The 23,040-nt window shown below is 65.1% G+C and carries 18 protein-coding genes; 11 read left to right on the top strand and 7 right to left on the bottom strand.

Annotated elements, in window-relative coordinates:
• Positions 1-104: 104 nt before the first annotated feature.
• From glgB to AB3X96_RS09745, 4 genes are all read right to left on the bottom strand, one after another.
• Positions 105-2,315, bottom strand: coding sequence for a 1,4-alpha-glucan branching protein GlgB (glgB, locus tag AB3X96_RS09760; RefSeq protein ID WP_368589554.1), 2,211 nt, complete (start codon positions 2,313-2,315; stop codon positions 105-107).
• Positions 2,308-5,775 carry a maltose alpha-D-glucosyltransferase gene (gene treS, locus AB3X96_RS09755; protein WP_368589553.1) on the bottom strand — a complete coding sequence of 1,156 codons (3,468 nt, stop codon included), beginning with the start codon at positions 5,773-5,775 and terminating at the stop codon, positions 2,308-2,310. The genes glgB and treS overlap by 8 nt, the downstream gene beginning before the upstream one ends.
• On the bottom strand, positions 5,772-9,224 hold the full coding sequence (locus tag AB3X96_RS09750) for a maltotransferase domain-containing protein (RefSeq protein ID WP_368589552.1): 3,453 nt from the start codon (positions 9,222-9,224) through the stop codon (positions 5,772-5,774). Before AB3X96_RS09750 ends, treS begins: the two co-directional genes overlap by 4 nt.
• 501 nt (positions 9,225-9,725) lie before the next feature.
• Complete coding sequence (locus AB3X96_RS09745; protein WP_176123338.1) at positions 9,726-10,388, bottom strand: DUF1345 domain-containing protein; 663 nt, start codon at positions 10,386-10,388, stop codon at positions 9,726-9,728.
• A gap of 337 nt (positions 10,389-10,725) precedes the next feature.
• On the opposite strand from AB3X96_RS09745, the gene AB3X96_RS09740 reads away from it, so the two are divergent.
• From AB3X96_RS09740 to AB3X96_RS09725, 4 genes are all read left to right on the top strand, one after another.
• A complete protein-coding gene (locus AB3X96_RS09740; protein WP_368589551.1) occupies positions 10,726-11,352 on the top strand; it encodes a sugar dehydrogenase complex small subunit in 627 nt (208 codons plus the stop codon).
• Between the two features lie 80 nt (positions 11,353-11,432).
• Complete coding sequence (locus AB3X96_RS09735) at positions 11,433-13,034, top strand: GMC family oxidoreductase (RefSeq protein ID WP_368589550.1); 1,602 nt, start codon at positions 11,433-11,435, stop codon at positions 13,032-13,034.
• Between the two features lie 20 nt (positions 13,035-13,054).
• Positions 13,055-14,485, top strand: a complete 1,431-nt coding sequence (locus tag AB3X96_RS09730; protein ID WP_368589549.1) for a cytochrome c — start codon at positions 13,055-13,057, stop codon at positions 14,483-14,485.
• Between the two features lie 189 nt (positions 14,486-14,674).
• Positions 14,675-15,412, top strand: coding sequence for a metallophosphoesterase (locus AB3X96_RS09725; RefSeq protein WP_368589548.1), 738 nt, complete (start codon positions 14,675-14,677; stop codon positions 15,410-15,412).
• 37 nt (positions 15,413-15,449) lie between these two features.
• Here AB3X96_RS09725 and AB3X96_RS09720 read toward each other — a convergent pair whose 3' ends face one another.
• Positions 15,450-16,151: an RES family NAD+ phosphorylase gene (locus AB3X96_RS09720; RefSeq protein WP_176107197.1), complete on the bottom strand. Its 702-nt coding sequence runs from the start codon at positions 16,149-16,151 to the stop codon at positions 15,450-15,452.
• Positions 16,148-16,510 (bottom strand): MbcA/ParS/Xre antitoxin family protein, encoded by a 363-nt coding sequence (locus AB3X96_RS09715; protein WP_018424156.1) that lies wholly within the window; start codon positions 16,508-16,510, stop codon positions 16,148-16,150. Before AB3X96_RS09715 ends, AB3X96_RS09720 begins: the two co-directional genes overlap by 4 nt.
• Before the next feature lie 186 nt (positions 16,511-16,696).
• Between AB3X96_RS09715 and AB3X96_RS09710 the strand changes: the two genes are divergently transcribed.
• The gene (locus AB3X96_RS09710; protein ID WP_368589547.1) at positions 16,697-17,323 is read left to right on the top strand and encodes a hypothetical protein; all 627 of its coding nucleotides are present in this window, start codon (positions 16,697-16,699) and stop codon (positions 17,321-17,323) included.
• A gap of 44 nt (positions 17,324-17,367) precedes the next feature.
• Here the strand turns inward: AB3X96_RS09710 and AB3X96_RS09705 are convergent, their stop codons facing one another.
• The gene (locus AB3X96_RS09705; protein WP_368589546.1) at positions 17,368-18,219 is read right to left on the bottom strand and encodes a LysR family transcriptional regulator; all 852 of its coding nucleotides are present in this window, start codon (positions 18,217-18,219) and stop codon (positions 17,368-17,370) included.
• A gap of 98 nt (positions 18,220-18,317) precedes the next feature.
• Between AB3X96_RS09705 and AB3X96_RS09700 the strand changes: the two genes are divergently transcribed.
• The 6 genes from AB3X96_RS09700 (at position 18,318) to AB3X96_RS09675 (ending at position 23,018) form a co-directional block, all read left to right on the top strand.
• The gene (locus AB3X96_RS09700) at positions 18,318-18,707 is read left to right on the top strand and encodes a tautomerase family protein (RefSeq protein WP_368589545.1); all 390 of its coding nucleotides are present in this window, start codon (positions 18,318-18,320) and stop codon (positions 18,705-18,707) included.
• Between the two features lie 174 nt (positions 18,708-18,881).
• Positions 18,882-19,214 (top strand): ArsR/SmtB family transcription factor, encoded by a 333-nt coding sequence (locus AB3X96_RS09695; protein WP_368589808.1) that lies wholly within the window; start codon positions 18,882-18,884, stop codon positions 19,212-19,214.
• Between the two features lie 13 nt (positions 19,215-19,227).
• Positions 19,228-19,722, top strand: coding sequence for an arsenate reductase ArsC (locus tag AB3X96_RS09690; protein ID WP_368589544.1), 495 nt, complete (start codon positions 19,228-19,230; stop codon positions 19,720-19,722).
• A gap of 18 nt (positions 19,723-19,740) precedes the next feature.
• Entirely contained in the window at positions 19,741-20,808 is a 1,068-nt protein-coding gene (gene arsB, locus AB3X96_RS09685) for an ACR3 family arsenite efflux transporter (protein ID WP_368589543.1), read from the top strand.
• 36 nt (positions 20,809-20,844) lie between these two features.
• The gene (gene arsH / locus AB3X96_RS09680) at positions 20,845-21,567 is read left to right on the top strand and encodes an arsenical resistance protein ArsH (RefSeq protein WP_368589542.1); all 723 of its coding nucleotides are present in this window, start codon (positions 20,845-20,847) and stop codon (positions 21,565-21,567) included.
• A gap of 62 nt (positions 21,568-21,629) precedes the next feature.
• Positions 21,630-23,018, top strand: a complete 1,389-nt coding sequence (locus tag AB3X96_RS09675) for an NAD(P)-binding domain-containing protein (RefSeq protein WP_368589541.1) — start codon at positions 21,630-21,632, stop codon at positions 23,016-23,018.
• The last annotated feature ends 22 nt before the right edge of the window (positions 23,019-23,040 follow it).

The raw sequence follows: 23,040 nt of genomic DNA, 5'->3' as shown, positions 1-23,040 counted from the left end.
CTGTTCTGATTGTCGAGCTAGAGCCCGGGTCCGTCCGAGTCTTCATGCAACGGGGGGCGCGGCGCTTGCCTTCGCGCCGCGCGCCTGTGCTGCGGCACGTTTCCTTAGTCCGCGCGCAATACGATCGTTGCGAGTGGCGGCAAAGTCAGCGCGGCGGAATGCGGCCTGCCGTGGCTCGATAGCTGGTCGGAATGGATCAGCCCGCCGTTGCCGATGTTCGAGCCGCCGTACACGGCCGCATCGGTATTGAGGACTTCCACCCAGCGCCCGCCGCGCGGCATGCCGAGCCGATAGCCGAGTCGAGGCACCGGCGTCATGTTGCACACCACGACGAACTCCTGGCCCGCGCCGTCGGTGCGCCGATAGGCGAACACGCTGTTGGCGCTGTCGTCGCCGATCAACCATTCGAAGCCGCCCGGTTCGCTGTCGAGCAGATGCAGCGCCGGCTCGTTGCGATACAGATGGTTCAGGTCGCGCACCAGCAACTGCACGCCGTGGTGGGCCGGATCGTCGAGAAGATGCCAATGCGGCGAGCCGTCATGGTCGAACTCCGCCATCTGGCCGAATTCGCCGCCCATGAACATCAGCTTCTTGCCCGGGTGCGTCCACATGAAACCGAAGTACGCGCGCAGATTCGCGAAACGCTGCCAGCGGTCGCCGGGCATCTTGCCGAGCAGCGAACCCTTGCCGTGCACCACCTCGTCATGCGAAAGCGGCAGCACGAAGCGCTCGGAATACGCGTACACCATGCCGAACGTCATGTTGTGGTGGTGATACTGGCGATACACCGGGTCTTCGTGCATGTAGTGCAGCGTGTCGTGCATCCAGCCCATGTTCCACTTGAAGTCGAAGCCGAGACCGCCATCCGCGACGCGCGCGGTGACGCCCGGCCATGCGGTCGATTCCTCGGCGACCGTGATCGCGCCGGGTGCGCCCGGCACATAGCGGACTTCATGATTCAAGCGCTTCAGGAACGCGATCGATTCGAGATTCTCGCGGCCGCCATAGATGTTCGGCACCCACTCGCCGGCCGCGCGCGAGTAGTCGCGATACAGCATCGACGCGACCGCATCCACGCGCAGGCCGTCGACGTGATAGCGGTGCAGCCACGCGAGCCCCGACGCGATCAGGAACGCGCTGACCTCGTTGCGGCCGAGGTTGTAGATCATCGTGTTCCAGTCCTGGTGATAGCCCTCGCGCGGGTCGGCATGTTCGTAGAGCGGCGTGCCGTCGAAATCGATCAGGCCATGCGCGTCGTTCGGGAAATGCGCGGGCACCCAGTCGAGAATCACGCCGAGCCCCGCTTCGTGCGCGCGATCGACGAAACGAGCGAATTGCTCCGGCTTGCCGAAGCGCGCGGACGGCGCGAACTGTCCGAGCGGCTGGTAGCCCCACGAGCCGCCGAACGGATGCTCGGCGATCGGCAGAAATTCGATGTGCGTGAAGCCCATGCTCTTCGCGTAGGGAATCAGCCGCTCGGCGAGCTCTTCCCAGACGAGACCGCGCTGGCCTTCCTCGGCGATGCGCAGCCACGACTCCGCGTGCACTTCGTAAATCGCGATCGGCGTGCGCGCGGTCTGCTTGCCGGCGCGCGACTGGATCCACTCGTGATCGGTCCACGGAAACTGCTCGATCTCGTCGACGTGCGCGACGATCGACGCGGTGCCCGGCGGCATTTCCGTCTGCATCGCGCACGGATCGGCTTTCAAAGGCAGCGGATGGCCGTCGCGCGACAGCAGCTCGTACTTGTAGCGCGTGCCGGCGCCGACGCGCGGTACGAACAGTTCCCACACACCCGCCTGATGACGCAGCCGCATCGGATGACGGCGGCCGTCCCACGCGTTGAAGTCGCCGACCACCGATACGCGCCGCGCATTCGGCGCCCACACGGCAAAACGCACGCCCGGCACGCCGTCGATGTCGACTGGCCGCGCGCCCAGACATTCGAGCACCGCGTACGGATCGCCGTGTGCGAGACGTTGGAGCGGCTCGTCGCCGAGCACCGGACCGAACGAATAGGTATCCTCCACTTCCTGCACGACGCCATGCCAGTCGATGCGCAAGCGATACGGCATCGCCGACGTGATGCGGCCCGCGAACAGGCTAGGCCGGAGCTGCTCGAGCTCGCCGAGCGTCGCGCCATCGGCGCGCGAAATCACGGTGACGTGCGCGGCATTCGGCAGCAGCGCGCGCACGATCGGACCCGCGTCTGTCTGATGCAGCCCCAGCTGCGAAAACGGATCGGGGTGGCGCGCTTCGACGAGCGCGTCGATATCGACGGGTTGAAGGCCTGCGGCCGGATCATGCTCACTCATAGTCGCCCTCGGCCGGGTTGGGCGGCGTGGCGGAGCCGGACACCCGGGTTGATGGATCGAAATGCGGCGGTGCGCCGGTGTCGCCGAGCAGACGGCTCGTGAGCGCCGCGAGGCCGCGCACCGGTAAGCCGAGCCACGTCGGCCGGTTGGCCGCCTCGTAGCGAATCTCGTAAGCGGCCTTCTCGATCAGGAACAGATCGAGCAGCGCCTCTTCGGATTCGGGCGCGACGAGCGGTTCCGACGACTGAGCGGCGGCCGCGCGGTATTCAGCGAGGAACGCCGTGGTCGCGTGGGAGCGGAAGCGCTCGAACAGAGCACGCTTGCGATCGGCGGTCTGTTGCGGCGCGCTTTCGGTGGTCGATTGCGCGGCCGCGCTCGCATACGACAGCGAGCGCATCAGACCGGCTACGTCACGCAACGGGCTCGATTTCTGGCGACGCTCCTCGAGCGAACGCGCGGGCTCGCCCTCGAAGTCGATCAGATACGCGTCGCCGTGCGCGACCAATACCTGACCGAGATGGAAGTCGCCGTGGATGCGGATGCGCAACGCCCCCGCGTCGCCCGGCACGAGATTGTCGACCGCCTTGACCAGCGCGGCGCGCCGATCGATCAGACTTTGCGCGAGCCCCTTCGTGTCCGCGTCGCTCATCTCCGCGATGCGCGGCGCGAGCAGATCGAGCGCGCTCGCGAGCATCGTCTGCGTCGCGTCGACCCATGCTTTCACCTGTTCGGCGTTGGCATGTTCCGGCGCGAACGCGGGGTCGTCGCTCGGCGTGGCGAGCGCGACGTGCAGCTCGCCGAGCCGTCGGCCGATGATGCCCGCGAGTTCGCCGTAGCCGTCCAGCAGGATCGACTCGTTCGTGCGGTCGGGTGCGGTCTGCGTTTCGGTGTCGACCGCGATCGCGAGTTCGTCGACCGAGCGGCGCAGATAATCGAGCGACCAGTTCCACGCATCGCCCTGATTGTCGATAAAGCCCTGCAGGATCGCGAGCGTATGCGGCACGCCCTCGGGATCGACGCGCACCACTTCGCCATACAGCGGCGCGGTGTTCGCATAGCCGAGCTGCGTCAGATAGCGGCTGATTTCCGCTTCCGGATGGATGCCGCTGACGAGCCGCCGCACCAGCTTCAGCACCGCGGCATCGGCGATGATGAGCGAGCTGTTGCTCTGCTCGGCCGCAAGCCAGCGAATCTCGGGCCGCTCGCCGAGATTGTCGAGTTCGGTGAAGCGCTCGGTCGGCAGGAACTTGATTTCGCTCTTCTGCACGGTCGGCACGACCGCGTGTTCGCGCATCTTGCGCAGCACGTTGTGCGCGAAGATCGGCAGCGAGAACGCGTCGGTCAGATGGCCGACGTTGCGGCCGCGCCGCACGCGCGCCAACGCGAGTTGCAGGAATAGCGGCGTGGTGGTTTCGCCGCCCCACGTGAGCGCGATCGGCACCACGTAGCGCTCGGTGTGATCGCCGACGTCCGCTTCGATTTCAGTGAATGCGAAGCCGCCGTTCGGAATCGTGGTCAGCGCGGCGAGCCGCACTGCATGCATCTTCTGATCCTTCGACGCGAACCAGCGGCGCCGGCTCAGCCACGACGGCAGCACTTCGGATTCGAGCAGCCGCACGTTTTCGGGTGTCGGCCCGGTCTGCCCCTCGCGGATCACGATCGTGACGAACTCGGGCAGCGGCTCGGAATGCGCCTGCGCCCACGTCGGACGCCCACCGCCTTCGCACAGCATGAACCACAGGAAGCCGTACGGCGGGAACGTCAGCAGATAGGTCAGCTGACCGATCGCGGGGAACACCGAATCGGCGGTCATCTCGATCGGCACGAAGCCGTTGAATTCGGACAGGTCCAGCTCGACCGCCTGCGGCGCGCGCGACAGATTCGCGACGCACAGGATCGGCGCCTCGCCGGGCATCTCGCGCAGATACGCGAGAATCTTGCGGTTTTCCGGCTTCAGAAAGCGAATCGTGCCGCGCCCGAAGGTCTGCTTCGCGCGCCGCGTCGCCAGCATGCGGCGCGTCCAGTTCAATAGCGAGTGCGGGTCGCGGCTCTGCGCTTCGACGTTGACCGCGTCGAAGCCGTACAGCGTACCCATCACCGGTGGCAACACCAGTTGCTCGGGGTCGGCGCGCGAGAAACCGCCGTTGCGATCCGACGACCACTGCATCGGCGTGCGCACGCCGTCGCGGTCGCCGAGGTGGATGTTGTCGCCCATGCCGAGTTCGTCGCCGTAGTAGATGACGGGGGTACCGGGCATCGACAGCAGCAGCGAGTTGATCAGCTCGATGCGGCGGCGGTCGCGCTCCATCAGCGGCGCGAGACGGCGGCGAATGCCGAGATTCAAACGTGCGCGGCGATCGCTCGCATACGTGTTCCAGAGATAGTCGCGCTCGGAATCGGTGACCATTTCGAGCGTCAGCTCGTCGTGATTGCGCAGGAAGATCGCCCACTGGTTCGAATCGGGGAGGTCCGGCGTCTGCTTCATGATGTCGGTGATCGGGAAGCGGTCCTCGCTCGCGATCGACATATAGATGCGCGGCATCAGCGGGAAGTGGAACGCCATATGGCATTCGTCTTCGTTGCCGAAGTACTCCTTGACGTCCTCGGGCCACTGGTTCGCCTCGGCGAGCAGCATCCGGTTCGGATACTCGGCGTCGATGGTCGCGCGAATCCGTTTCAGGATCTCGTGCGTTTCCGGCAGGTTCTCGTTGTTGGTGCCTTCACGCTCGACCAGGTACGGCACCGCATCGAGCCTTAGCCCATCGATGCCCATGTCGAGCCAGAAGCGCATCACCTGCAGCACCTCTCTCATCACCGCCGGATTGTCGAAATTCAGATCGGGCTGGTGCGAGTAGAAGCGGTGCCAGTAGTACGCGCCCGCAACCGGATCGTGCGTCCAGTTCGACGGCTCCGAGTCGATGAAGATAATGCGCGTCTCCGCGTACTTCTGATCGGTATCGGACCACACGTAGTAGTTGCGATAGTTCGAGCCGGCCTTCGCGCGCCGTGCGCGCTGGAACCACGGATGCTGATCCGACGTGTGGTTGATGACGAGCTCGGTGATCACGCGGATGCCGCGCGCGTGCGCTTCCTGGATGAAGCGCCGCACGTCCGCGAGCTGACCGTAGTCGGGATGCACGTTGCGGTAGTCGGCGATGTCGTAGCCGTCGTCACGGCGTGGCGACGGATAGAACGGCAGCAGCCAGATCGCGTTGACGCCGAGCTCGGCGATATAGTCGAGCTTGGCGATCAAGCCGGGGAAATCGCCGACGCCGTCGTTGTTCGCATCGAAAAACGACTTGATGTGCACCTGGTAGATGATCGCGTCCTTGTACCACAGCGGATCGTCGCTGAGCGCCGCGGGCTTGCCACGCCGGCGCGTGCGTACCTTCGCCGCGGTGCCGACGGCCGCGGCCGTTTGCGCCTCGTGCGTGGATTGGGCTGGATCGTCGCGCTTCATGTTCCACCTTCCATCCAGGTTGGGGTGACAGCGTCTGCGGGAAGAGCGCTGTCGTGTTCGTGGTCGCTGTCCTCCGGGCGATCGGCGGGCAGGCCGCCTAGCGGCGCGATGCGCCAGATCGAGAACGGTTGGCCCGAGCCGAGCCGCACGTGCTGCCAGCGTCCGTGCCATTCGAAGCGTGCGCCGGTCATCTGGTCGATCACTTCGAGCGCGGCTTGGTCGTCCAGATGCCAGCGCTGGAACGTGTCCCACGACAACTCGATGTCCGCGCCCTGTTCGTTGAACGGATCGAGATTGATCGCGACGACGATCACGTTGTCGCGCGACTCGGTCGCTTTCTCGAAGAACAGGATGTGATCGTTGTGCGCGGAGAGGAACGTGAGACCGAGATGCGTTTGCAGCGCCGGATTCGCGCGCCGGATGCGATTCAGTGCGGTGATCTCGCCGACGATATTGCCGGGCCGGTGCCAGTCCCACGCGCGCAACTGATACTTTTCGGAGTCCAGGTACTCTTCGCTGTTCGGCAGCGCGGTGGCCTCGCACAGTTCGAAGCCGCTATACACGCCCCACAGACCGGCGAGTGTCGCGGCCAGCGCCGCGCGGATCAGAAAGCCCGTGCGTCCCTGCGATTGCAGATGGCGCGGGTTGATGTCCGGCGTATTGACGAAGAAGTTCGGCCGGTAGAAATCGCGCGCGCCGGTCTGCGTGAGCTCAACCATGTACTCGGTGAAGTCGCGCTTCGACTCGCGCCACGTGAAGTACGTGTACGACTGCGAGAAGCCGATCTTGCCGAGCCGGTTCATCATGCGCGGCCGCGTGAACGCTTCCGCGAGGAAAATGACATCAGGGTGCCGCGCACGCACGTCGGCGATCATCCATTCCCAGAACGGCAGCGGTTTGGTGTGCGGATTGTCGACGCGGAAAATGCGCACACCCGCGTCGACCCAGAACAGGATCACGTCGCGCAACGCGAGCCACAGGTCGGGCTTCGCATCGCGCGCGTAGAAGTCCGGGTTGACGATGTCCTGATACTTCTTCGGCGGATTCTCGGCGTAGCGCAGCGTGCCGTCGGGGCGCCACGCGAACCACGTCGGATGCTCCTTCAGCCACGGGTGATCGGGCGAGCACTGGATCGCGAAGTCGAGCGCGATTTCGAGGCCGTGCGCATGCGCGGCGGCGAGCATCGCCTTGAAATCGTCGAGCGTGCCGAGCTGCGGATGCACGGCGGTGTGGCCGCCTTCGGCCGCGCCGATCGCATACGGACTGCCCACATCGCCCGGCTGCGCGGTCAGCGTGTTGTTGCGGCCCTTGCGGTTCGCGAGGCCGATCGGATGAATCGGCGGGAAGTACAGCACGTCGAAGCCCATGTCGCGGATGCGCGGCAGTTTCGCGGTGACGTCCGCGAACGTGCCGTGGCGCGATTCGTCGTCGCTCATCGAGCGCGGGAAGATTTCGTACCAGCTCGCGAAATAGGCGGCGGTGCGTTCCGCGTCGATCTTGTAGGTCACCTGATCGCGGCTCAGAAACGGCCGGTGGCGCGCGGCGGTCATCGCTGTCGCGGTGGCGGGCGCGAGAATCAGCGCGAGCTTCTGTTCGGCGTCGGCCTTCTGGAAGTCGCGCACGATGTGTTCGAGCGATTCCTTGTCGGCGCCTTCGGCCGTCTCGACTTCGGCGAGCACGAGCGCGAACAGGTGCGCGGCTTCGTCGAGTTCGATCTCGACGGTCTGGTTCGCCTTCAGCTTCTTCTGGATGTGCTCGACGAGCGAGGCAAAGTCGTCGCGCCACGCAATCACGGTGAATTCGTAGCGGCCGATCCGTTCGAGCGGAATGCGCGCGCTCCACAAGTCGAGACCGGCCGGCGGTGCGGGCGACATCAGTTCTTCGTGCCACGCGGTTTCGTCGGCCGCGCGCCACAGCACGGCGGCCGCGATCTTGTCGTGACCCTCGGCGAAGATCGCCGCGCGAATCTCCGCGCGCTCGCCGACGCTGCGCTTGGCCGCGAAGCGGCCGTTTTCGACCGACGGCGACACGCTCTCGATCGCGACGCGCGGCGCCTCGATCGCGTCGAGCACGGTCTTGTGGCCGCTGCGCTTGCTGTTCGACTTGTCGATGGGCGGCGCGAGGTAGATCGGCTGTTCCGCGAACGCGCGCAGCAGCCGCACCGCGCCGGGCGCAAGCGCGAACGGCGCGAGTGCCGCGGGTTCGTTTCGGCCGCGTGCATCGAGCGGCACGAAGCGCGTAAAGCTGCCCGGCACGCCCGCGAGGAAGCGCGCGGGATCGACCCGCACTGGCGCGCCGAGTTCGGGATTCACGGCGATCAGGAGTGCTTCGCTGGCGTCGCGCAGGTCTGCCGCGTCGGCGCGCAGCAGAACCGCGGCCGATGCCCCGGGTCCGCTCAATTGGCGCAATTCACCGTTGGCGTGCAGCGTCGGAGTATTGCGCGCGAAGTCGTTCGCCTGGGTGACGGCGGCGCTCAGATCGAAACGGCGTGACTGCACGGCGCGCGCGAACTGCGCGGCGTCGCCGCGCGTTTGCGACATCGGTTCGGCGATGCCGTATTCGAAGCCCATCGGCATCATCCAGCCGCTGCCCACTGCAACCGACGTGAAGAGCGCGCGTCGATACGCCCGCTCGACGATCGCCGCATCGTGCACGTCGCTCAACTCGGCGGCGAGGCGCGTGCCGTACGGTGCCTCGGGAAAGGCGATCGGCGCGCCGACGCGCGCGAGCGCCGCATGCTCCTCGGCCATCCAGCTCGAACGGAAGTCCCACCAGCGCACCGACGAAAACGCGCTGTCGAAGCCGGCTGCCTCGAGCCCGGGCAGATCGCCGCGCGACAGGCCCGGCGTGGCCGCGAGAAAGCGCACGTGCGGATGCTTCGCACGCACTTCATCGCCGAGATGCCGCCATACGGCAGCCGGCACGCGATGCGGCGAATCGAAACGGAAGCCGCCGACCCCCGCCTCGGCGAGCGCGAGCAGTTGCTGGGTCCACCAGACGCACAGCGAGGCACTCGTCGCAGGGTCGTCGAAATTCGCGTAGGCGACGTTGTCTTGGCGATGCACGTGGCGCGGATCGAGCCGCGCGAGCTCGGACTCGCGCGCGTGAAACCAGTCCGAATGTTCGCTGTACAGCACGCCGTCGGCGGCCACGCGGTCGATCACCAGATCGATCAGCAGCGTCAGATTATTGCGGCGCGCGGCTTCGGCGAGCATGCGCACGGCGTCGGGCACCGAATGCTGTGCCTCGAACACTGGATGCAGCCGCGCGTGATTGCCAACCACCTGACCGTGGCCCGCCTGGCCAGGCTCGAACAGCCCGGCGATCAACGCGTGATCGAAGCCGAGCCCGGCCGCGTGAGCGAACTGCGCGGGCCAGGCATCGAGGGGCCCGACGAGAAGAGAGTGAAAAAAGTAAATCCGCGGCGCGTACCCGTTTGGAGGTTCCATCGGTCGTTTCCAGAGTTGTCCTGCTGCGGTGTGGATGCAGTTGGCATGCGATCACAGCGCTCATTGGGCTTCCCGAGCCGGATACCGCGCGATGCGTCAGCGGGGGCACGTACTGGTCAATGTAGTGCAAAGATCGTCACCCCGCTGGCCAGTCGCGGGTGCTTTCGCGCCAGACGCCGGTCCGGTGGGACTGGTCGTCACTCGTCGCGGAAAGGGAGCAAACCATGTGCCAACGCGGCGGCCCGCTAGCGGGAAAAGGGGGAGGTTACGTTGAGATGGCGGGTGCCGAAGGTGCGCGCCCGCACGGAGCGCGTGCGATTAAGCGGGCATTGTTACGCACGCCGCGGCTGGCGCGGCATGTAAAACGGGACGACGCGGGTCGGATTTACACGGACGGACGCGCGCAGCCAGCGTGGCGCTCACGTGGCAGCCATGTGGCAGCCATGTGGCACGCGCGTGGCATTCGCATGAAATTCATCCGAGCGCCGCGGAATGGCCGAGTCACGAACCCAGCAGCCCCGCCGCGATGTTCACGCACAAGCCGAGCACCGCGACGTTGAAGTAGAACGACAGGACCGATTGCGCGAGTGTCGCGCGACGAATTTCTCGCGAACGCAGGACCACGTCGGAGGTCTGCGACGCGACCGCGATCGTGAACGAGTAGTACAGGAAGTCCCAGTAGTTCGGCAGTAAATGATGATCGGGAAATTTCAACGCGGTCTCTTTCGCGTCGGTGCCGTAGTAGAGGCGCGCGTAGTGCAGCGTGAAGATGGTCGGAATCAGAAACCATGCGCCGATCAGCGTCAGACCGGTCAGCAGGTAGTGCCAGAAGGTCGTTGCGCCGCCCGAGCCCTTGGCCGTTGCCAGTTCGAGCACGATCGCGGCGATGCTTGCGATCGTAGCGACGCAGATCACGACCAGCACGACGCCCGCGTTTTCGTCGTCGCGTATCGCGCGTTCGCGCACGCGGTGCTCGTCGGCGAGAGCCATGTGCACCCAGATCATCAGCAGGTAGCTCCAGATGGCCGCATCCCAGCCGATCAGTGTGCGCGCCATCGGGCTCGTATGATCGGGCACGAGGAACGCGACGACGATCCCGATCACGAGGCCGATCACCGTGCGGGGCCGATTGCGAAGAACTTGCGGATAGTAGTTGATGGACATGAGTCGAGATGTACGACGAAGTGTAGGGCAGTCGGTGTCGCGGATTCTACGCGTGCAACGAGGACCGATTGTCGAATTGTGGGTCACAGGCTATAGTCTTTCGCAGCAGCCTTGCGCGCCGCTTTCAGTTGAAAGGCGATTGGCAGAAAACGGCAGCAATCGTTGCGCTCATGCATACAACGCCACACATGCGGCGCGCGTGAATCGCGCGCACGGATTCGAGACCGCTGAAGCGGCGTCAGACCAGGTTTGGGGAAGAGCAAACGAAGCGGCACGCGAACGGCATCATGCCTTCTCTGTGCAGCTCGTCGAGAACGACTCATCATCTGGAGCCCCCATGACAGATGTTCCTGAGGATAACGATGCGCGTCCCCACATGACGCATCGGCAAGGAGCGAAGTCCTATCGCAGTGCCACGCGTTTCACCGGTTTGTCCCCGTCGTTTTCCGCTTCGCGCAGGGCCTGGGTGCTCGGTTCGTGCGCGGCGGCCGCGGCGCTCGCGTTCGCCGGCGCGAGCCGTTCGCTGTCGTGGATCGCGCCCGTGTTCGCCGCTACGCCGCCAGCCGGCGGCGGACTCGATGCCTTCCTCGCGCTTTCGCAACACCTCACCGCCCGTAGCAGTTTCGACACCGTGCTCGGCCAGCGTGTCTACGAGGCGCTGTCGCGTGCCGATAACCAGTTCGCGCAGAACGTCGCCGCGCTGAACACCTGGCTGCAAGGCCACGGCGGCGTGCCGTCCGATACCGTCACGCAGGCGCTGCAGACCGACCAGCCCGCGCTCGCAAAAGCGGTCGGCGCGATCATGCGTGCGTGGTATCTCGGACTCGTCGGCGACATGCCGCACGTCCAGGTGATCGCGTATGAAAAGGCGCTGATGTTCGCGCCTGTGCAAGACGTGCTCACGATTCCCTCCTATTGCCGCGACGTGCCGTTCTACTGGACGCAGAAGCCGCTGCACGCGTGAGCCGCGCGGGCTCGCCAGCGGGCCACGCCAGCAGCGCACGAACCAAGCCCGCAACAGGCAGGGCACCGGAGAGAGAAACGATGGCAAACACACAATCCGCCGATATCGTCGTGGTCGGCTCGGGCGTCGCCGGCAGTCTGGTTGCGCATCAGCTGGCACTCGCGGGCGCGTCGGTGATCCTGCTCGAAGCCGGGCCGCGCATTGCGCGCTGGCAGATCGTCGAGAACTTCCGCAATTCGCCGGCCAAGTCCGACTTCGCGACGCCGTATCCGTCGACGCCTTACGCGCCGCATCCCGAATACGCGCCCGCGAACAACTACCTGATCCAGAAGGGCGATTATCCGTACAACTCACAATACGTGCGGCTCGTCGGCGGCACGACGTGGCACTGGGCGGCCGCCGCGTGGCGGCTGCTGCCATCGGACTTCCAGTTGCACAAGCTGTATGGCGTCGGGCGCGACTGGCCGTATCCGTACGAAGCGCTCGAGCCGTGGTACGTGGCCGCCGAAGTGCAGCTCGGCGTGTCCGGTCCGGATAGTTCGATCGATCTCGGTTCGCCGCGCTCGAAGCCCTATCCGATGCAGCAGTTGCCGCTGTCGTACATGGATCAGCGTTTCAGCGACGTGCTCAACGCGCAGGGCTTCAAGGTCGTGCCCGAACCGGTTGCGCGCAACAGCCGGCCGTACGATGCGCGGCCGACCTGCTGCGGCAACAACAACTGCATGCCGATCTGCCCGATCGCCGCGATGTACAACGGCGTGATCCATGCGGAGAAGGCCGAGCAGGCCGGTGCGAAGCTGATTCCCGAAGCGGTCGTGTATCGCATCGAAGCGGACGACAAAGGGCTCATCACCGCGGTCCACTACAAGGACCCGAACGGCAATAGCACACGCGTCACCGGCAAGCTGTTCGTGCTCGCGGCGAACGGCATCGAAACGCCGAAGCTGATGCTGATGTCGACCTCGGAAAAATTCCCGCACGGCGTCGGCAACAGCTCCGATCAGGTCGGCCGCAACCTGATGGATCATCCGGGCACCGGCGTCACGTTTCTCGCCAACGAACCGCTGTGGCCCGGCCGCGGCCCGATGGAGATGACCTCGATCGTCAACTTCCGCGACGGCGCGTTCCGCTCCGACTACGCGTCGAAGAAGCTGCATCTGTCGAACGGCGTGCCGACCATGGGCGTTACCGCCGATCTGCTGAAAAAAGGCCTGACCGGCGCCGAGCTCGACCGGCAGATTCGCGACCGCGCGGCACGCACGCTGAGCATCAACAGCTTTCACGAACATCTGCCGGAGCCGCAGAACCGCATCCTGCCGTCGGCGGATCACAAGGACGCGCTCGGCATTGCGCAGCCCGAGATCTACTACTCGATCAACGACTACGTGAAGAAGAGCGCCGCCGATACGCACGAACAGTATGCGAAGATCGCGGCGCTATTCGGCGGCACCGAAGTCTCGTTCGACGACAGCTTCGCGCCGAACAATCACATCATGGGCACGACGATCATGGGCAGCGATGCGGCGAGTTCGGTCGTCGACGCGGACTGCCGCACGCACGATCATGCGAACCTGTTCATCGCAAGCAGCGGCGTGATGCCTACCGCCGCGTCGGTGAACTGCACACTGACGATCGCGGCCTTGTCGCTGAAGCTGGCCGACAAGCTGAAGCGCGAAATCTGAGCGCTGACCGGAGAGCCACAATGCTGAAGAACACCTCTCGCGTGCAGCCGGATTCTGCGCGGATGCACTTGGCCCAGCGCCGCCGCTTCGGCGGTGCCGCGCTCGCGGCCGCGTTTTCGCTGTTCGCGCTGTCGATTGCGTGGCACGAGTCGCACGGCCCGGACGCAGTTTCGAGCGACGAAATGCCGATCACCCAGGCTCGCGCCGACGACGCGGCGCAGGCGTCGGACGGCGGCCCGGCCACGCGCGACGGCAGCGCCGCGAATGGCGAACTCGTGAAGCGCGGCCAATACCTGACCCGTGCCGCCGATTGCGCGGCCTGTCACACGGCCGACAAGTCGCGCCCATTCGCGGGCGGCCTGCCGATCGGCACACCGTTCGGCACGATCGTGACGCCCAACATCACGCCCGATCCCGACACCGGCATCGGCCGATGGAGCGACGCCGATTTCATGCGCGCGATGCACGAAGGCATCGGCAAGGGCGGTGAGCGGCTCTATCCGGCGTTTCCGTACACGGCCTACACGCGCGTGACCAATGAGGACGTGCTCGCGATCCGCGCTTATCTGAAAACGCTCACGCCGATTCACTACACGCCGCCCGCGAACAGCCTCAAGTTCCCGTTCAATCAGCGCTGGCTGATGGTGTTCTGGAACATGTTCAACTTCACCGAAGGGCGCTTCGTGCCGGACCCGAAGCAGAGCGCCGAATGGAACCGAGGCGCGTATCTGGTCGAAGGGCTCGCGCATTGCGAGGAATGCCATACGCCGCGCAATTTCATGCAGGGGCTGCAGTCCAGCGCGCGTTTCTCCGGTGCGGTGCAGGCCGGCTGGCATGCGTTCAATATCACGCCGGACAAGCTGAGCGGCGTCGGCACCTGGCGCGACGACGAACTCACGTCGTATCTGTCGACCGGCGCGGCGCCGGGCCGCGCGAACGCGGCCGGACCGATGGGCGAAGTGGTCGCGAACAGCACGCAGTATCTGACGCCGGTGGATCTGCGCTCGATCGTCGCATTCTTGCGCTCGGTGCCGGCCGTGAGCGGCGGTGACGCGCGTCCTCGTCATCAATGGGGAAATCCCGCCAACGATGTCGCTGCGCTGCGCGGCACCGCGATCACCGGCGTGAACGGCGCGCAGCTGTTCGTCGCCAATTGCGCGACCTGCCATAACTGGACCGGGCAGGGCGTGGGCGCGAGCGCGCCGGGCGCGTATCCGTCGCTGATCCACAACTCGACGGTCGGCGCGAACGACGCGAACAATCTCGCGTTGGTGATTCTGCACGGCGTGAACCGCACCACCACGCATGCGGACGTGCTGATGCCCGGGTTCGGCGGCCATCTCGACGACGAGCAGATCGCGGCGATCACCAACTACGTGACGAAACAGTTCGGCAATCCGCAGGCGACGATCACGACCGACCAGGTGGCGAAGCTGCGCACGCTGCAATAGCAGGCGAGGCGACTCGGGCGCCGCGGCAGGAGTGACTCGCGAAAATATGCAATTCCGGTAACGCATACCGCAAATGCGTCGTTTCAGCGTCGTTTTTGCGTCGTTCGATGTCTTTCTTGCTCGATGACGCGTGCGGATACGATAGGCACCCCGCATACGCGGGCGCGTCGGCGGCATTATCATGATGAGATGAATGCCACTCCCGCCAACTTCGTTCAACATCACGACGCCAACGAGGCCGGCCGCGATTTCGTGGTCGGCGATCTGCACGGTTGCGTCGATGCGTTGCGCTACCTGCTGCGTCAGATCGCGTTCGATCCGACGTGCGACCGGTTGTTTTCGGTCGGCGACCTGGTCGATCGGGGCGAGCACTCGGAGCAGGCGCTCGCGCTGCTCGCGAAGCCGTGGTTCTATGCGGTGCTCGGCAATCACGAAGACGCGCTGTGCGCGGTCGCCGACGGCCGCTTGCGGCGGCAGTGGTGGTACGGCATCGGCGGCGCGTGGGCGGCCGACGTGCCCGACGAACGTCTGCGTTACTACGCCGAGCATCTGCGCACGCTGCCGCTCGTGCGCGTGATCGGCAGCGGCAAGACGCGCTTCAACGTTCTGCACGCCGAATTTTTCGGCTCGGATGCCGATCTCGACGCGGGCAATTATTCGGCCGAAACGCGCCAGCAATTGCTGTGGGGTCGCGAGCTCGCGCTCGGTCACGGCGATCCGCTGCGGCAGCGCGGCCTGTCGCTGACCTATTGCGGCCATACGCCGGTACGCGACATCACGCAGATCGGCTCGCAGGTGTTCATCGATACCGGCGCGTTCGGGCCGGACGGCACGCTGACGATCGTGCAGCCGCAGGCGCTGCGTCGCTGGTCGATCTCGGTCGAGGCCGCTCGCGCGGAAGGCGCGGCGGAACTGGCCTTGCCTTGAGCGGCTGAAGTCGCCACGCGGCTGCGCCGCTCCTCTGTCACCCGACCTGGTTCAACTCGAACACCATATCCACGCTCGTGCCGTTCCAGTTGTATTCGAGGTATGCCGCGTGATGGCAGTCGCGCAGCAGCGTCGTGCGGAACGCCGCGAGGCATTCGCCGGCGCTGTCGCGCACCGACGGATAGACGATGCCCGGCGCGCCCGCCTCGCGAACCGCGCGCCCGAGCGCCTGGCCGGCAACGTAGTCGTCGGGCGATAGCACGGCTTCATCGAGCTCGGGGTCGCGACGCAAGTCGACCACGCCGCCTTGCGCGACTACCGTGTAAAGACGCATCTGCTGACGCATCGGCGGCTCGGCGGTCGCTTTGAGGAACTGACCGGTGTGATAGCGCGTTTCGGCGATCGCCGTCTCGCGTGAACGCGCACAGTAGAACACCCCATACGTGCCGTCGGAAAAGCGGCTGCCAAGCGGATTCAGATGCGTAAGCGCGGCCATGATCGGCCCGTAGCCCGGCCCGAAGCGGCGCTCCTCGCGCGGCACCAGATCGAGTTCGCCGATTTCGGTGCGCAGTCGGTCGTTGGTCATCGCTTCGAGCGCGTACAGCGCTTCGAAATCTTCCGGCGACGCGACGCGGTCGAACAGGTTGATGGCCGGAAAGCGCGTCGGAATCACACGATACGCGGGCGTCCAGTCGAGCGCGGCGCTGGTCCAGCGGTCCTGCCATTGCGGTTTTGTCACGCCCAGCCGCCTCGCATTGCGTCGAGATACTGGCGCACGGCCACGAGATCGCTGATGTTGCCCGCCAGCATGCGGTCCAGCGCGCGTTTGCCGCCGAACGGCGGCGCGCTGTTGGGGCGTTTGACCCAGGTGTCGGCGGCGCTCGGCTGCGGCAGCAGAATCTGCAGCGCCTTGTAGATGCCGAGCAGCAGCGACAGTCGCTCCAGCGTGTCGTGGCTGAGTCGCGCGGTCTCGGGCGTCGCCCTCCACTTGAAGAACGTCGAGCGGCCGGGCTTGCCGAGCAGCACGATCTGCTCGTCTGCGCTCAGGTCCCAGTCGCGCGCGATGTTGAAGAACGCACGCAGACCCGCCGCGGACATTTGCGTCAGCGTGGGTTCGGAAAGCGATCGTCGCGGCGATGCCTCGGACGAGGAAATTCGGGCAGCGTGAGCCATTTCGGGTAAGTCCCTATGTGTACTTTTTAATGATATTAGTCCATAAATGGATTTTTGCAAGAGAATATAATCCCGGCTCGTTTTGGCAGTCGTCGATCAGGAGAGCAGCAGATGCGGGTTCGAGCAGTGGCAGCGGCGCTGGCCGTGTGGTGTGTGTCGGAGGCGGCGTTGGCCGCCGGTTATGCGGAAGTATGGAATCCGCCGGAGGCGAGCGGACACGTTACCAGGCAGGCGCACGCGCGGAACAAGCCCGGAGCGGCGAAGGTGAAGGTGAAGGCGGCCACGCGGAGCGGCGTCAAGTCCAAGGTCGGTGCGCATGCGCAGCAGGCTACCAGTGTCCGGCACGCGGTGCCTCATGTCGCATCGGCCGGCGCGGGCCACGGCGGCAAGCTCGCGGGGCATGGCGGCGGCGTGAAAGTCGCGGCCTCGAGCCAGAACCGGTCGCACGCCACCGTGACCGCGCGGGCCGCGAAGCACGCGCAGCCGCATGTACAACTGGCGCACGCGAAACCGGCTCCAAGCAAGGTCGTGCATGCCGATTTCGCGGCAGCTCACGCCGCGCGTCCGCACGTGGACAAAGTCGCGGCCAAGCCGGCGGTTTCCCGTGCGAATCCGGTCAGGCCCGCGGTGCAGACTTCGCCGGATACGTCCGCAAACGTTAGCGACATCGCGCCGATGGGCTCCGCGCCCAATCCGGCGACTGCCAGCAGCGGTTCGCTGCCGCCGATCATCCACTGAGGCCGCTTCGAGCGGTGCGGCGTGGTCCGGCATCGGTCGCCGTGTCACGCCGCGGCGAGGCCGTTTGCGAGCAGCCGCAGCGTTTCCGCCGAGCGAGCCTCGCGCACGCGCGAATGCAGCGTCACACGCGATTCCGGCAGTGCCGGCAGGCCGAGCCGCGCGCCGACGTCGAGCAGACCGCCCGGCGCAACCCGGCGCGCGAGCGGGGACACGGCGAGCCCGGCGGCCACGGCCGCGCCCACCGCCGCGACACCACCACCCACAAACACCTCCTGCCATGCGACCCCCGCCGCTGTGAGCGTGCGCAGCGCGACGTCGCGCACGTTACATGGCGGGCTCAATAGCGCGAGCGCCAGCGGCTCATCGAGTCGCGGCAGCCACGTCGGCGTCGCGAGCCAGCCGAGCGGTTCGCTGAACAGCGTCTGCGCGTCGTCGCGCGGTGGTTCGTCGGCGCCGTAGCGGACGATCGCCGCATCGAGCCGGCGTTCGTCGAACTGCGCGAGCAGCGCCGCCGACGTGCCCATGTGCAACTCGACCACCAGACCCGGATCGTGCGCGTTGAGCCGGGCCAGCAGGTGCGGCAGATCAGGCCCCGCGACGTGCTCGCTGAGCCCGAGCACGAGCCGGCGCCGCTCCACCGATAGCGCGCCGAGCGCGCGCTCGTGCGCGTTCAGCAACTCGCGCGCGGCGCCGAGAAACGCGTGACCGTCGGCGGACAGACGCACGACGCGCGGAGTGCGCTCCAGCAACTGCTTGCCAAGGTGCGCCTCCAGTCGCTTCAGCTTCAGGCTGACGGCCGATTGGGTGGTGTCGAGCGCGTCGGCGGCGCGCGTGAAGCTGCGCAGATCGGCGACCAGCACGAAGGCCCGCACCGCATCGAGATCGAGGACTTTCATTTCAGATGGAAATGGATGAAATAGGCATGGATATCTGTTTATTATGATCTAGCGCGCCTAAGCTGTGTTCAACCCAACACCGCAACAAGGAGCCCGTCATGCCGCTCACCCGAATCTCACTGCGCGCCGGCAAGCCGGCCGACTACCGCCAAGCGCTGACCGCCAGTATTCAGCGCTCGCTGGTGGACACGTTCAACGTGCCGAAGGACGACATGTTCATGCTGATCACCGAGCACACCGCCGACAACATGATCTACGACCGGCAATACCAGAATATCGAGCGCGGCGACGATCTCGTCGTGATCCAGCTGACCGTCAGCAACACCCGCTCGGTCGAGCAGAAGAAGGCGCTGTACCGGCGCATCGTCGATGAACTCGGCAAGTCGCCCGGCGTGCGGCCCGAGGATGTGTTCATCAATCTCGTCGAGGTCGAGAAGGAGAACTGGTCGTTTGGGAATGGGATTGCGCAGTACGCCTCCCCGTTGTAGCCACGCATTGGGCGGGCGCAGATGGCTCACATGGGACGCCCGCCGCTTTAGCGCTGACTGGGCGCTATGCACAGCGAAGTCGCCACCCACCCTTGTTCTCCCGATCCGTCGAGCATCACGATCGATATTTCCACAAATCTTGAAATGTCGAAGCCATTGACGTATGCTCCGTCCATGAACCCGAACCTTGCTGTCCGTGCGCTCGGCGCGCTTGCCCATGACTCGCGACTCGCGATCTTCCGTCTTCTGGTTGTCGCGGGCCGCGAAGGCATGCCCGCCGGCGAAATCGGCCAACAGTTGGGTCTTGCTCCGTCGAGCCTGTCGTTCCACCTGAAGGACCTGTCTCACGCCGACCTGGTGAAGTCTCGTCAGGACGGACGCTTCGTCATTTACACGGCAAATTTCGACGCGATGACTGACCTGATCGGTTTTCTTACGGAGAACTGCTGTGCCGGCGCATCCTGCGCCGCGGGCGATGTTCCTAACGTCTGCAGCGGCAAACAATGACCGGAACGCCGTCATGACCACGAATGTTCTGATCCTCTGCACCCACAACTCGGCGCGCAGCGTGCTGGGCGAAGGCATGCTCAATCATTGGGCCCAAAAGCTTGGCAAGGATGTGCGCGCCTATAGCGCAGGCAGCGCGCCGAGCGGCCGCCTTAACCCATTCGCTCTGGAAGCGCTCACGAACGCGGGTATCGATACAGCGGGGTATCGCAGTAAAAGCTGGGATGAGTTCGTGGCGCAAGGCGCTCCGCAAATGCGCGTGGTGATCACGGTGTGCGACAGCGCTGCGGCGGAGGAGTGTCCGTACTGGCCCGGTAGTCCCGTCAAGGTGCATTGGGGATACGCCGACCCGTCCAATGCACCGGGGGGCGACGAAGGCAAACGGCAGGCGTTCGAGCTGACGCGCGAGGCGATTGGCTATCGCATGCTGCAACTTCTGGCATTGCCCCTGGATACCTTGAACAATGCCGAGCTTCAGCAAGCCCTGAACCGCATCCAGCAAAGCTGATTTCCGTCGAACAGTCGAATGAATACACCAAGCATCGCGTCGCCGACACAAGCGTCGAGGCCCGCCATCACTTTCTTCGAGCGATATCTGACCGTCTGGGTCGCACTGTGCATCGTCGTCGGGATCGTGCTGGGCCAGATCTTTCCCGGCGTCTTTCAGCGCATCGGGCGGATGGAATACGCACACGTCAACCTCCCGGTCGGACTGCTGATCTGGGTGATGATCATCCCGATGCTCATCAAGGTCGATTTCGGCTCACTGCATGAGGTCCGCCAGCACGTTAAGGGGATCGGCGTCACGCTTTTCGTGAACTGGCTCGTCAAACCGTTCTCGATGGCATTTCTGGGCTGGCTGTTCGTCAAGAATCTGTTCGCGCCCATGTTGCCCGCCGACCAGCTCAATAGCTATGTCGCCGGGCTGATCTTGCTGGCCGCGGCGCCGTGCACGGCGATGGTGTTCGTCTGGAGCAGGCTGACTGGTGGCGATCCGTTGTTTACGCTGTCGCAGGTCGCGTTGAACGACAGCATCATGATCATCGCCTTTGCGCCACTGGTCGGGCTGCTGCTTGGCATGTCGGCCATTACGGTGCCGTGGGCGACGCTGCTCACGTCCGTCGTGCTCTACATCGTCATTCCGGTCATCCTCGCGCAGATCTTGCGGAAGGCGCTGCTCGCAAAGGGGCCGCAGATATTCGACGCGTTCATGGCGAAACTGGGCCCCTGGTCCATCACGGCGCTGCTGGTGACGCTCGTGCTGCTGTTCGCGTTCCAGGGGGAGGCGATCATCAGGCAGCCGCTGGTCATCGTGCTGCTGGCTGTTCCGATCCTGATCCAGGTGTTTTTCAACTCGGCCCTTGCGTACTGGCTCAATCGTGCGGTTGGTGAAAAGCACAACATTGCCTGCCCGTCCGCGCTGATCGGAGCATCCAACTTCTTCGAGCTGGCTGTCGCGACCGCGATTGGTCTGTTCGGCTTCGAATCGGGTGCTGCGCTCGCAACCGTGGTCGGCGTGCTCGTCGAAGTGCCGGTGATGCTGGTCGTAGTGCGCGTCGTGAACTGTTCCAGGACCTGGTACGAATGTGCCTGAGCGGCACCGGAGAAAGTACATGAACCAAGGACAAACGTGTCTGACCGCATAGTTGATCTACCCCAACTCGACGCGGCGCTGTTTCGCGTGCCCGACATCGACCAGTTGCGGCCCGCGACCGCATCGACTCATCCACCGCGTTTCCTGCTGCTCTATGGCTCGCTTCGCGAGCGTTCGTTCAGCCGCTTGCTGACGGAAGAAGCCGCGCGTTTGCTCACGGCGATGGGCGCCGAGGTACGCACGTTTGACCCGAGCGGTCTGCCGCTGCCGGACGATGCACCCGATACCCACCCGAAGGTGGCCGAACTAAGAGAGCTGGTGCAATGGTCGGAGGGCATGGTCTGGTGCTCGCCTGAGCGCCACGGTGCGATGACCGGGATCATGAAGTCGCAGATCGACTGGATTCCGCTTTCGGTCGGGGCTGTCCGTCCGACGCAGGGAAAAACGCTTGCCGTCATGCAGGTGAGCGGAGGATCGCAGTCCTTCAACGCGGTGAACCAGATGCGTGTCCTCGGGCGCTGGATGCGCATGTTGACCATTCCCAACCAGTCGTCTGTCGCGAAGGCGTTCCTGGAGTTTGACGAGGCGGGGCGCATGAAGCCTTCCGCCTATTTCGACCGGGTCGTGGATGTAATGGAGGAACTGGTCAAGTTCACATTGCTGACCCGCGACATCGGCCCGTATCTGGTCGACAGATACAGCGAGCGCAAGGAAAGCGCCGCGGAACTGTCGAAGCGTGTGAATCAGACCGGCCACTGACTCCGCCATACGCAATCACTGTGCTCTCGATTACATAGAAACTACCCACTCAGGAGTTAGCCGTGTCTTCATGCTGCCGCCCGAAGAGCGCCCCTGCGCCCCAGGGTTCCAAACAACAGTTCGACTCGTCTCTGCCTGTCGCGATCATTGGTGGAGGCCCCGTTGGTCTCGCTGCGGCCGCTCATCTGATCCAGCAAGGGTTGAATCCGGTCATCTTCGAAGCGGAAGAGACGGTAGGCGCTGCGCCGCTGGCCTGGGGCCATGTTCATATGTTTTCGTCGTGGCAGTACAACATCGACCGCGCTTCGCGTGCGTTGCTCGAACGGCAAGGATGGTCGGCACCTGACGCTGACGCCTATCCGACCGGACGGGAACTGGCGGAGCAGTATCTGCTGCCGCTCGCCCGCACCCCTGAGATTGCTGGTTGCCTGCGTCTTGGCACGCGCGTCACTGGTATCGCCCGAATTCGCACGGGTAAGGTCAAGAACGCGCAGCGCGAGCAGCAGCCGTTCGAAATCCGCTTCGAGGGACGCAATGGCGAAGAAGGGCGCTTCGTTGCGGGCGCCGTCATCGTTGCGACCGGCACGTGGGGGAATCCGGCTCCGGCTGGCGCGTCCGGATTGTCGGCTATCGGCGAAAAGGCGGCTCACGGACATATCCGTTACGGCATGCCCGACGTTCTGGGCTCAGACCGTAGCCGTTACGCGGGCAAAAAGGTGTTGGTCATCGGCTCTGGACACTCGGCTATCGGCACGCTGATCGACCTCGCCAAGCTGGCAACGCAGGAGCCTGGCGCGACGCTCGTCTGGGCGATGCGACGCTCGCAGCCAGGTCAGGTCTACGGCGGGGGCGACGCTGACCAGTTGCCGGAGCGCGGCGCACTGGGTCAGCGGCTCGAGCAACTGGTCAACGCGGGTCGCATCGAACTGCTGATGCCGTTTGCCGTCGACGAAATCAGGCTGAACGGTAGTGCCCTCGAGGTTCGGGACGCTGACGGGCGTGCCGTCGAAGTCGACGAACTGATCGTAGCGACGGGGCTTCGGCCGGAGTTGCAGATCCTGCGCGAAGTGCGTCTCGATCTCGACGCGGCGCTGGAATGCCCTCGCGCCCTCGCCCCGCTGATCGATCCGAATTTCCATTCATGCGGCACGGTGCGGCCGCATGGCGCCGAGATACTGGCGCAGCCCGACAGGGGACTCTACATCGCCGGGATGGTCAGCTATGGCCGCGCTCTGACCTTTCTGATGGCGACGGGCTACGAACAGGTGCGCTCCATTGCAGCCTGGCTCGCGGGCGACATCGAGGCCGCGCGTCGCGTCGAACTGGAACTGCCGGAAACGGGTGTATGCAGTACCGACCGTAACGCGAGCGGGTATGACGGCAGCAAGAGTTCTTGCTGTGCGCCTACATCGGTGCCGGTCGCGGAGAAGGCATGTTGCGCGGCGCCTTAACAGGCAGCGTTAATTCAGGGCA

It is taken from the genome of Paraburkholderia sp. BR13439, from assembly GCF_040948805.1.
GTDB lineage: Bacteria > Pseudomonadota > Gammaproteobacteria > Burkholderiales > Burkholderiaceae > Paraburkholderia > Paraburkholderia youngii.
This window is presented reverse-complemented; position numbering and strand designations above follow the sequence as displayed.

Bases quoted from the DNA above. Each gene is read 5' to 3' on its own strand.
- glgB (WP_368589554.1), bottom strand. From the start codon at position 2,315: ATGAGTGAGCATGATCCGGCCGCAGGCCTTCAACCCGTCGATATCGAC.
- treS (WP_368589553.1), bottom strand. From the start codon at position 5,775: ATGAAGCGCGACGATCCAGCCCAATCCACGCACGAGGCGCAAACGGCC.
- AB3X96_RS09750 (WP_368589552.1), bottom strand. From the start codon at position 9,224: ATGGAACCTCCAAACGGGTACGCGCCGCGGATTTACTTTTTTCACTCT.
- AB3X96_RS09745 (WP_176123338.1), bottom strand. From the start codon at position 10,388: ATGTCCATCAACTACTATCCGCAAGTTCTTCGCAATCGGCCCCGCACG.
- AB3X96_RS09740 (WP_368589551.1), top strand. From the start codon at position 10,726: ATGACAGATGTTCCTGAGGATAACGATGCGCGTCCCCACATGACGCAT.
- AB3X96_RS09735 (WP_368589550.1), top strand. From the start codon at position 11,433: ATGGCAAACACACAATCCGCCGATATCGTCGTGGTCGGCTCGGGCGTC.
- AB3X96_RS09730 (WP_368589549.1), top strand. From the start codon at position 13,055: ATGCTGAAGAACACCTCTCGCGTGCAGCCGGATTCTGCGCGGATGCAC.
- AB3X96_RS09725 (WP_368589548.1), top strand. From the start codon at position 14,675: ATGAATGCCACTCCCGCCAACTTCGTTCAACATCACGACGCCAACGAG.
- AB3X96_RS09715 (WP_018424156.1), bottom strand. From the start codon at position 16,510: ATGTCCGCGGCGGGTCTGCGTGCGTTCTTCAACATCGCGCGCGACTGG.
- AB3X96_RS09710 (WP_368589547.1), top strand. From the start codon at position 16,697: ATGCGGGTTCGAGCAGTGGCAGCGGCGCTGGCCGTGTGGTGTGTGTCG.
- AB3X96_RS09705 (WP_368589546.1), bottom strand. From the start codon at position 18,219: ATGAAAGTCCTCGATCTCGATGCGGTGCGGGCCTTCGTGCTGGTCGCC.
- AB3X96_RS09700 (WP_368589545.1), top strand. From the start codon at position 18,318: ATGCCGCTCACCCGAATCTCACTGCGCGCCGGCAAGCCGGCCGACTAC.
- AB3X96_RS09695 (WP_368589808.1), top strand. From the start codon at position 18,882: ATGAACCCGAACCTTGCTGTCCGTGCGCTCGGCGCGCTTGCCCATGAC.
- AB3X96_RS09690 (WP_368589544.1), top strand. From the start codon at position 19,228: ATGACCACGAATGTTCTGATCCTCTGCACCCACAACTCGGCGCGCAGC.
- arsB (WP_368589543.1), top strand. From the start codon at position 19,741: ATGAATACACCAAGCATCGCGTCGCCGACACAAGCGTCGAGGCCCGCC.